An 11,018-nucleotide genomic window follows, 5' to 3' on the forward strand; every position below is an offset into this window, starting at 1 on the left:
ATAATTTTATTTACTATCACAATATTAATCAAGATTTAGATAAAATTGAAGATTTGATTATAGAGTAGGTTAATAAAATAGAAAACTTACAAAAAGCTTTCAGCCTTTGAAAGGCTGGAAGCTTTGGAATATAAACTTTTCGTCCCAACATCTTCATCAATATCGACCTGAAATGAGTTTACAATTTTAGTCAGAGAAGAATAAGAGGAAGTAACGTTTAAAATTATTAAAGATTTAAAGAATTAATTTCGTGTTAATAAGTTAAAGCTTTCAGCCTTTGAAAGGCTGGAAGCTTTGGAATAACATCAAACGTTACTTCCCAACATCTCCATAAACTCTAAAGCTGTTCTCGTATTTTTCACATTTTCAAAGGTCAATAAAAGCTTTAAACCAGTAGGAGTTTCTTTTTCTTTTATTTTACAAATGGCGCTATTTTTTGTAACAAATTGTAGCATATTAGTAAAACGCTTGGACTGATAATAATCAGATTGTTGATCCGATACAAAATAGCCAATCATTTTTCCTTTCTTCATTACCAGTTTCTCAATTCCTAATCTTGTAGCAATCCATTTAATTCGGATGCTATTCATCAATGCTTTGGCTCTTGGTGGCATTGGGCCAAAACGGTCAATTAATTTGTTTTGGAAAACAATTAATTCCTCTTCATTTTTTATAGCTCCTAATTCGTTATACAAACTCAATCGTTCTGATACATTGTTGATGTATTCATCTGAGAACAATAACTCAAAATCAGTATCGATTTGCAAATCTTTTACATATTCCTTAGTTTCAATGTCATTTTCTTCAGGATATAAATCCTTGAATTCGTTTTCCTTTAATTCATCAATCGCTTCATTTAGGATTTTCTGGTAGGTATCAAAACCTATTTCATTGATAAATCCACTTTGTTCTCCGCCTAACAAATCTCCCGCACCCCGAATTTCAAGATCTTTCATCGCAATATTAAAACCACTTCCCAGTTCGCTGAATTGTTCTAAAGCTTGAATTCGTTTTCTAGCGTCATCAGTCATTGCTGAATATGGCGGACAAATAAAATAACAAAACGCTTTCTTATTGCTACGCCCTACTCGACCTCGCATTTGATGCAAATCAGAAAGTCCAAAATTATTAGCATTATTGATAAAAATGGTATTGGCATTTGGAACATCTAATCCGCTTTCAATAATAGTTGTTGCAACTAATACGTCGAATTCTCCGTTCATAAAAGCTAACATCAACTCTTCCAGTTTTCTACCTTCCATTTGACCGTGACCTATTCCCACTCGTGCATTAGGTACTAAACGCTGAATCATTCCAGCTACTTCTTTAATATTTTCGATTCTATTATTGATAAAAAAAACTTGTCCGTTACGCTGAATTTCGTACGAAATCGCATCGCGAATCAATTCTTCACTAAAGCCAACTACGTTCGTTTCAATTGGATATCTATTAGGCGGAGGAGTTGTAATTACCGATAAATCTCGTGCTGCCATCAATGAAAATTGGAGCGTTCTAGGAATTGGAGTTGCTGTTAAAGTTAACGTATCAACATTAGCAGCAATCGTTTTTAATTTATCTTTTACGTTGACACCAAATTTTTGCTCCTCATCTACAATCAGCAATCCTAAATCTTTAAAAACGACATTTTTATTGACTAATTGATGTGTTCCAATGACGATGTCTAGTTTCCCGTCGGCTAAATCTTTTAAGGTTTCCGCTTTTTGTTTCGCCGTTCTAAAACGGTTTAAGTAACCTATTGTAACTGGCATATCTTTCAACCTTTCGGTGAAAGTTCTAAAATGTTGGTAGGCTAAAATAGTTGTTGGAACAAGAATCGCTACTTGCTTGCTGTTATCAACTGCTTTAAAAGCGGCGCGAATCGCTACTTCGGTTTTACCAAAACCTACATCACCACAAACTAAACGATCCATTGGTCGGTCGCTTTCCATATCGGCTTTTACTTCTTGCGTCGATTTAGTTTGGTCTGGCGTATCTTCATAAATAAACGAACTTTCTAATTCATTTTGTAAATAACTGTCTGGTGCAAACTGAAATCCTTTATCCAACCTTCTTTTGGCATACAGCTGAATTAAGTTGAACGCAACATGCTTAACTCGAGCCTTCGTTTTTTGCTTTAAAATCTTCCAAGCATTCGAACCTAACTTGTAAATTTTAGGTGGTGCTCCGTCTTTACCGTTGTATTTAGAAATTTTATGTAGCGAGTGAATACTCACATAAACAATATCATTATCAGCATAAGCTAGCTTAATCGCTTCTTGTGTTTTTCCTTCGACTTGTATTTTTTGTAATCCACCAAAACGTCCTATTCCATGGTCAATATGCGTTACATAATCTCCTACAGATAAAGTCGTGAGTTCCTTTAAAGTGATGTTTTGTTTTTTAGAATAGCCACTTTTAATATTAAATTTGTGGTAGCGCTCAAAAATTTGATGATCAGTATAACAAGTTATTTGGTTTTCATCATCAATAAATCCTTGGTACAAAGGCAAGACAATAGTGTGATATTGCTTGCGAATATTCTCAGAATTAGCCTCGTCTAACGTTTCAAAAATATCATGAAAACGCTTTGCCTGAGCATCATTCGAACAAAATAAATAATTTTTATATCCGTTAAAATGATTTTCGCTCAAATTATTGAGCAACAAATCAAATTGCTTATTAAAAGAAGGTTGCGGTTGAATATGATATTCAAATTTTTTAGTAGTTCTAAAAATAGGTTTCGAACTCACCTCTACAATAGAAAAATCTAAAGCTCTTTTTATAAATGAAGCCTGATTCAAGAATAATTGCTCTGGTGCAGACCGTTTTATTTCTTGAGATAATTTAGCAAAAGCCTCTTCGGCTTTTTCAAATTGTTTATCTAATTGTGATAGGAAATCTTCAGTATTCTGAATAAAAATAACAGTTTGCTCCGAAATGTAATCTAAGAAACTCTCTCTATTTTCCTGAAAGACTTTATTTTCAACATTTGGAATTATAGTGATCTTCTTCTTAGTTTCAATTGATAATTGTGTGGCCACATCAAAACTACGAATACTCTCTACCTCATCACCAAAAAATTCAAGACGGTACGGATTGTCATTCGAAAAAGAAAATACATCCACTATTCCTCCACGAACTGAGAATTCACCCGGTTCGGTAATGAAATCAACCCTTTTGAATTCGTATTCGAATAAAACTTCATTTATGAAATCAATAGAAATTTTATCTCCAACGGTAACTTTCAATGTGTTTTTATCTAATTCTCTTCGCGTCACTACTTTTTCAAAAAGTGCCTCAGGATACGTGACAATGATCGCAGGTTTTTTTCTAGAATTAATCCTATTTAAAACTTCGGCTCGTAATAAAACATTGGCATTATCGGTTTCTTCAATTTGATAGGGACGGCGAAATGAACCGGGATAAAAAAGCACATCTTGATCGTTAATCATTTGCTCTAAATCATTTAAATAATAAGCCGCCTCTTCTTTATTATTTAAAACAATTAAAAATGGCAACTCTGATTTTTTGAAAATTCCCCGAATTACAAATGAAAGTGCAGACCCAATAAGTCCTGAAAGGTGCATTTTGGCTTGATTGTTCTCTAATAAACGTGCTGCAATTTGCATCGTTTTAGGAGAATTATCGTAGGTGTTATATAAAACTTTTTTACTCAACTCGCGGGGTGTTATAATCATTTATTACATTGGGAATGGCTCTTGAACTATTCATCATATTCCGTAGTTCCGATTCTCCTTCTTCTGTTGGAATTTTACTTTTTTCAACAATTTTATCCATTTGACGTTGCAATGAAACTAATTCTAAATTAATTTCTGCAACCAGAACAACTACTTTTTTATCTGGAATATTATCTAAATTTATGTATAAATCAAGCATTTGTACTTTAGCTATTAAAGCTGAGATTCTACTTTTTACTTGAGGCACATTAAAATCAAAAGGAATATTATCATTTAAAGCCATTGCTTTTTTAGTAAGGACTTTGGATTTCTGTTGAAATGATCCAATGGTTTTTTTAGGTTTTTGAGCTAATTCAGCTATAAATAAACGCCATTCATTCCAAGTAGCAATACTATTTTCAGCTGCTTCTGTAACTGGAGTGTCATAAAAAACCCAACCTTTTTTAATATTGTTAAAAATTACTTGTCTTTTTTGAATCTGTTTTTTATTCTCTGCGATACGCTTTTGGTCATCATTTTGACAAGAGGCCAAAATAAAAACCGATGTAATGAGAACCAAAATTCTATTTATCATTTAGATTTTAATTAAAGTACAAAGTTACAAAGTAAATTCATAATTACGAATTTGAGCCCAAGAAATAGAATTTGTTGATTGCAGAAGTGTATTTATGCTTAAGTGTAAAATTTTTAAGAATTTTGGCAGCATTATTAATAAGTTTTCCATGAAATATTAGCTTTTTGAATCCAAACAATAATCTAAGTGAAAATGTTATATTTGCAATTTAAAACAAAGAAAATGAATACAAAAATATTGATTATTGGCGCTTGTGGACAAATTGGAACTGAGCTTACACACAAATTACGTGAAATATACGGAAACGAAAATGTAATCGCTTCTGATATTAGAAAACTGAATATTGATGTTGTTAATTCAGGTCCTTTTGAAGTGATCAACGCATTAGATTTTAATCAAATCGAGCATCTTGTAGAGGTTCATAAAATTGATGAAATTTATCTAATGGCAGCTTTATTATCGGCTACAGCAGAGAAAAACCCAGCATTTGCATGGGATTTAAATATGAATTCTTTGTTTCATGTTTTAAATTTGGCCAAAGCCAAGAAAATAAAAAAAATATTTTGGCCTTCAAGTATCGCTGTTTTTGGGCCAACAACTCCTAAAGAAAATACGCCACAATATACTGTTATGGAACCTTCAACCGTATATGGAATCAGCAAGCAAGCAGGTGAAAGATGGTGTGAATATTACCACAATATTTTCGGCGTTGATGTTAGAAGCATCCGTTATCCCGGCTTAATTAGCTGGTCATCGCCTCCTGGTGGCGGCACTACTGATTATGCTGTAGATATTTTTCATAAGGCACTTTCTGATAAAACTTATGAATGTTTCTTATCATCAGAAACTAAAATGCCAATGATGTATATGGACGATGCAATTGCGGCAACAATTCAAATTATGCAAGCACCAGCGGAACAAATAAAAATTCGATCTTCCTATAATCTAGCCGCTATGAGCTTTACGCCAACAGAGATTGCTGCGGAAATCCAGAAACATATTCCTGAATTTACAATATCATATAATCCTGACTTCCGTCAAAAAATTGCTGATAGCTGGCCGGCAAGCATTGATGACGCTGAAGCTAGAAAAGACTGGAATTGGGAACATAAATTTGATTTAGAAACCATGACGGTGGATATGCTGGAGCATTTAAGATAATTATCGTTTATAGATAAATAGGTCGCAAAAACATTTTCGCGACCTTTTTTAATTTACACTTGAACTCCAGCCTTACTTAATATTTTTTTAAGTTTACTAAAATCAACATCTGTTTTGACCTCGATTAAGTCCCGAGTCTTTCCATTGCTTAATTCTAAAAAGTATTTTTTACGTCCTAAAAAAATTCTCTGCTTGATTCCCTTTATTTTGTCATTTTGTATTTTTTCTGAGGTTGTTTTTTTGTAAAAGAACTTATAAAGAACAATAATAGAAATGGCTCCTAGAAATATCCAAATTAACTTTGCAAATCCAAAATTCACAGTACTTAAATCATATAAATTTAAAACTGAATTTCCCAGGTTTAAAAACATTAAAAACTTAATCAGAAAAACATAGCTTTTGAGCCCATCTTTAATTTCAATAGTTTTTTCTGATTCGTTGTAGGTAATATGCATAATTGAGCACTTGAAATTTACAAAGTAATTTATTGTTTATAAACATTATTATCCGGTTTTACATCGGCCATCAAGCCACTTGGGTCAATAGTGATCTTCTTAATATCACTTTTAGGTTTTGCAATTGAAAATTCTGTTGTAGGAAATGCCCAAGCCCAATCTGATAAAACGGTTCTTTTTACAGCTGGATTAGGATTTTCTTTTTCAAAGCTCATCATTCGCAACGGAATATAAAAACTTTCCATTGTTCCATCAGTATATTCAACTAATAAATCAATTGGCATTGGCATTCTGCCAACTCTTTCTAAAGTTATTGTAGTTTTATTGGCATTTTCTTTTACCTCTTTAATACCGTAGTCAATAGTATTTGTAGTTTGTGTCCAATCCGTTAAATACCAATCTAAATTTGCTCCAGAAACTCTTTCTGCTGATCTCTTAATATCATTTGGAGTAGGATGCTTGAATTTAAAATCATTATAATATCTTTTTATAGTTTTGAGCAAATTTTCCTTTCCTATTAAATAAATTAATTGTGTTAGAAAAAGTTCTCCTTTGCTATAGGATGTAATACTGTACACTCTATTTTCATCAAAACGATCTGCATGTGTGGCTTGCGGCAATTCTTTTCCTGAATTTACCATCGAAAAATAACCTCTGTAAGCTCCTATAAATGGGTTCTCTACTTTTTTATCCGCTATTTCGTTTGAGCCATAATCATCTAAAAATGAGGTAAAACCTTCATCCATCCATCCGTGTTTTGATTCATTAGTAGCTAATACTTGTTGAAACCACGTGTGTGCAAGCTCGTGTGCAGTAACACCTAATAATCCTTCAAAACTTCCTTGCCCTAAAATTAGCGTACACATCGCATATTCCATTCCGCCATCGCCTCCTTGAATTACGGAATATTGCTTGTATGGATAATCACCAACTGTTTTGTTAAAAATTTTCATTAACTCCACCGTTTTCGGTTGTAAGTTTTTCCAGTTTTGAATAAACTTAGGATTGTTTTTATATAGGAAATGCAAGTCAACGTCGTTGGGTCCTTTTACAATATCATGGATATATTCTTTATCAGCTGCCCAAGTAAAATCATGTACCATGGGCGCATTAAAATGCCAAGTCAAGGTTTTCGTTTTCTTTGGAATTTTTACAACAACACCTGCATCCTGATAGCCATGTCCTATTTCATTTTTATTTTGCAAATAACCTGTTCCTCCTAAAACAAAGTCTTTGTCAATAGTGATCTTTACATCAAAATTTCCCCAAACACCATGAAATTCTCTAGCGATGTAAGGATCAGCATGCCAACCTTCAAAATCAAATTCGGCCATTTTAGGATACCATTGTGCCATTGACAAGGCCACTCCTTCAGCATTATTGCGCCCAGATCGACGAATTTGAACGGGAACCTGACCGTCAAAATCTAATGTTAGAGTTGTTTTCGAATTGGGTAAAATTGGCTTAGCCAAAGTCACTTCTAAAATAGTTCCAACCGTTTTTGTAATAGCGGCAACGCCATCTTGCATAAAATTAGAAATTCGTAAATAACCAATTTCGTTTGGTTTCAAATTTTTAATTCGGCTTTCCTTTATTTCTTGATCTCCCACTTTCACCTTAGTCACCATTCGAGCATCTGGATCTTTAATATTTTGGATTCTAGCATCCATTTCGCTTCCCAGTTGAAAAGCATTATTAAACAGGTGATAATACACTTTTCTTAGCGTGTCCTGAGAATTATTGGTGTAAACCAATTCCTGTTTCCCTTTATACTGGTAATTTTTGGCATCCATGGTTACGTCCATTTTGTAATCCACGTGTTGTTGCCAGTAGGTATTGTTTTGAGCTAATAAACTATTAAAACTTAAAGTAAAAATGGTAAGTGCAACTAATTTTTTCATCTTTATATTAAAATAAAAATGGAAGGACAAATTGCCCTTCCATTATGTGAATTGATCTATTTTTATTTCTTTGACATTTTCTCAGCCATGATTAACGCATTATAAGCATTTACTATCTTTCCTGATTTAGACAAGGTTGTAAATGAACGCATATCAGTAGCTTTTCCACCTACAACAACATCTGCCGTAATAGCCACACCTGATTCCATCAAAATGTTTTTAACTTGCTTTGCAGATAATTTTGGATAATAGGAACGAATCAACGCTGCAACACCAGCAACATTTGGAGCCGCCATAGATGTTCCTGCTAAAAACTGATACGAATTATTTGGAGTTGTAGCATAAATTTGTACTCCAGGAGCAAAAACATCAACATTAATTATTCCAATATTTGAAAAACGAGCTACTACTTTATCACCGTACTCAAAATTTAAAGCACCAATAGTAATCACATTATCGGCGTATTCTATTTTTTTATCATCAGAGTCTGTTGGAAAATTATCGGCATAATCAATATCTTTTGCATCATTTCCTGCGGCATGCACAAATAAAACATCTTTTTTTTCTGCATATTTTATGGCATCATAAACCCATTGTTTGTGTGGAGAAAATGCCTTTCCAAAACTTCCATTAATTACTTTAGCACCATTATCAACTGCGTAGCGAATTCCTAGTGCGATATCTTTATCATACTCATCACCATCTGGTACTGCACGTACAGTAAGAATTTGAACATTATTTGCGATACCATCGGTACCTAAACCGTTGTTTCTGCTTTGAGCTACAATTCCTGCAACGTGAGTTCCATGAAGCGCCTCTGATTTATCAGGACCTATTACGTTATTATTTCCGTACTTAGTATCAGTAATGTCATTTGGATTATCGCCTAGTACTTTACGGTAATCTGTTTTGATATTTTCTCCGCTTGATAATGCTACAAATCCTGTAAGATCTTTTTCAATTGCTTCTTTTAACCCTTCAACAGGCAGTCCATAAGAAAGCATTTGTTGCATGGTCATTTTGCTTTTTTGAATATCAGCTTCTGTTGCAGTAATTGCTTTTACGTCTTCAATAGTGTAAACTGCTTTACCAAGATGTTTTGTTAAAGTTGCATCAGACTCCTTAATGGCAACCAACATTTGCTCTAAACGCGATTTTCCAACATTGGCCTCAGCTACTTTTTTATCATTCAAGACTCTTGCTGCTTGGTATGTAGCCTCATCGGCTAAAGTTTTGTCTTTAATAATTCGTTCATATTCTAAATTTTCTTTAGTAATATCACCAAGAAAATTCCAACCATGAATGTCATCAATAAAACCGTTTTTGTCATCGTCAATACCATTGCCAGCTATTTCCTTAGCGTTTGTCCAAAGTACATTTTTTAAATCTTCATGTTCAATATCTACTCCTGAATCAACAATTCCTACGATAACTGGGACACCAATTTTACCTTTTAGTAATTCAGCATACGCTCGATCAACGCTCATTCCTGGAATAGTATCAGTAACAATATCAAGGTGACTCCAGCGTTTTAGATTATTTTCAGTTATTGCTGCTTTCTTTTTAACATTTAAAGGAGCAGTTATAGCAGTTAATCCTGTGGTATTTATAACTTGTTTTGTAGTGCCACAACCTGCTAAAACTAATAAAGCAAAAGCAGAAATGTAAATGGGTTTAATGGTATTCATTTATTTTATGTTAAGTTGTTGAAATATTGGTCTAAAATAATTTTTTTTGTTACAATAGCAAGTTTTCTTAACACTACGTTAAGACTTCATCGCAAGTAAAAACATCTTTCAATCGCACTCCTTTTTCTGTTTTTTCTACGGTAATGATTTCGTTATGGGCATCGTGTTCTAGAAACAAATAATAATTATTATCTGCTGCAGTATTCATAAATTTCTGTTTTTCGGGCATTGTCAATAAGGGCCTTGTGTCATAACCCATTACATAAGGAATAGGAATGTGTCCGGCTGTAGCCAATAAATCAGCGCAGAAAACAATTGTTTTTTCTTTATATTTAATGTGCGGAATCATTTGCTTTTCAGTGTGACCATCTGCAAAAAAGATTCCAAAACCTAAGTCCGATTCACTTAAAAAATCTCCCTCTGGAGTTTCAATAAAATGCAGTTGACCACTTTCTTGCATAGGTAGCATATTTTCTGACAAGAACGATGCTTTCTCTCTAGGATTGGGATTTGTTGCCCATTCCCAATGATCTTTGTTACTCCAAAATTTTGCGTTTTTAAACGCTGGTTCGTAACCTGTTTTAGCAGCATTCCATTGTACACTTCCGCCACAATGATCAAAATGCAAATGTGTCATAAAAACATCAGTAATATCATCCCGATGAAAACCATATTTTGCTAAAGATTTATCCATGGAATGTGTGCCCCAAAGCGAATAATAACCGTAGAATTTTTCTGATTGTTTGTTTCCCATTCCAGTATCAATCAAGATTAATTGATCACCATCCTCAATAAGTAAGCAACGCGCGGCAATGTCAATTAAATTATTGGCATCGGCTGGGTTGGTTTTATTCCAAATTGTTTTTGGCACTACGCCAAACATAGCGCCGCCATCTAGTTTAAAGTTTCCAGTTTCTATGGGATATAATTTCATGTTTATTTACTTCTCTAATTATGCGAAATTTAACACTTTCACTTGTTAAATCAAAATTAATAATTCCTGCGTAACAACCACTAAAAAAAATATAAACTAATTAATGAAATCTTAAATACGATACGTTTATAATTAAATTTTACAGCTTTGTCGTCTGCAAATTAAGATTTCTATAAATTACATGAATGACATTACTGCAATAGCAATCTCTGAAATTATATTTTTAAATCAATAGCGTCCTAAACGATTAAAAAGGGAAGGAGTTTTTATCCCTCAAAAAATTACCTTTGAGGTTCTCCATAAAACGCCCCTTCCCTATGTCAAAAGCAACATTATTTTCGCAAATTATTGGCAAGCTTGACCGATCAAGATTTTCCAGATTGGTACAATTTCGTCAGAGTGACAAACATCAAAAAGGATATGATAGTTGGACACATCTTGTCTCAATGCTATTTTGCCATTTTGCCAAAAGCAAGTCCGTTAGAGACATTAGCAATGGTCTGCGGTCTGCAACAGGAAATTTAAATCATTTGGGAATTAAACGTGCACCTTCTAAATCCACTATCAGCTACCAGAACAAAAATCGGAACTGGGAGCTCTTTAGAGA

The 11,018-nt window shown here is 33.5% G+C and carries 8 protein-coding genes; 2 read left to right on the forward strand and 6 right to left on the reverse strand.

Annotation, left to right across the window (positions count from 1 at the left end; translation table 11 throughout):
* Positions 1–305: 305 nt before the first annotated feature.
* Positions 306–3,698: a transcription-repair coupling factor gene (gene mfd, locus RCH18_RS01550; RefSeq protein WP_442788132.1), complete on the reverse strand. Its 3,393-nt coding sequence runs from the start codon at positions 3,696–3,698 to the stop codon at positions 306–308.
* Complete coding sequence (locus RCH18_RS01555) at positions 3,670–4,272, reverse strand: hypothetical protein (protein WP_326934998.1); 603 nt, start codon at positions 4,270–4,272, stop codon at positions 3,670–3,672. Before RCH18_RS01555 ends, mfd begins: the two co-directional genes overlap by 29 nt.
* 222 nt (positions 4,273–4,494) lie before the next feature.
* Between RCH18_RS01555 and RCH18_RS01560 the strand changes: the two genes are divergently transcribed.
* On the forward strand, positions 4,495–5,433 hold the full coding sequence (locus RCH18_RS01560) for an L-threonine 3-dehydrogenase (RefSeq protein ID WP_326934999.1): 939 nt from the start codon (positions 4,495–4,497) through the stop codon (positions 5,431–5,433).
* Between the two features lie 53 nt (positions 5,434–5,486).
* On the opposite strand, the gene RCH18_RS01565 is transcribed toward RCH18_RS01560, so the two are convergent.
* The 4 genes from RCH18_RS01565 to RCH18_RS01580 form a co-directional block, all read right to left on the reverse strand.
* On the reverse strand, positions 5,487–5,888 hold the full coding sequence (locus RCH18_RS01565) for a hypothetical protein (protein WP_326935000.1): 402 nt from the start codon (positions 5,886–5,888) through the stop codon (positions 5,487–5,489).
* Positions 5,889–5,917: 29 nt separating this feature from the next.
* Positions 5,918–7,789 (reverse strand): M1 family metallopeptidase, encoded by a 1,872-nt coding sequence (locus tag RCH18_RS01570; RefSeq protein ID WP_326935001.1) that lies wholly within the window; start codon positions 7,787–7,789, stop codon positions 5,918–5,920.
* 62 nt (positions 7,790–7,851) lie between these two features.
* Complete coding sequence (locus RCH18_RS01575) at positions 7,852–9,477, reverse strand: S8 family peptidase (RefSeq protein WP_326935002.1); 1,626 nt, start codon at positions 9,475–9,477, stop codon at positions 7,852–7,854.
* 73 nt (positions 9,478–9,550) lie between these two features.
* Positions 9,551–10,411: an MBL fold metallo-hydrolase gene (locus tag RCH18_RS01580; RefSeq protein WP_326935003.1), complete on the reverse strand. Its 861-nt coding sequence runs from the start codon at positions 10,409–10,411 to the stop codon at positions 9,551–9,553.
* 317 nt (positions 10,412–10,728) lie between these two features.
* On the opposite strand from RCH18_RS01580, the gene RCH18_RS01585 reads away from it, so the two are divergent.
* A partial coding sequence (locus RCH18_RS01585) for a DUF4372 domain-containing protein (protein WP_326935004.1) occupies positions 10,729–11,018 on the forward strand: 290 nt, incomplete at its 3' end.

Source organism: Flavobacterium sp. PL11, assembly GCF_035985025.1.
Lineage (GTDB): Bacteria > Bacteroidota > Bacteroidia > Flavobacteriales > Flavobacteriaceae > Flavobacterium.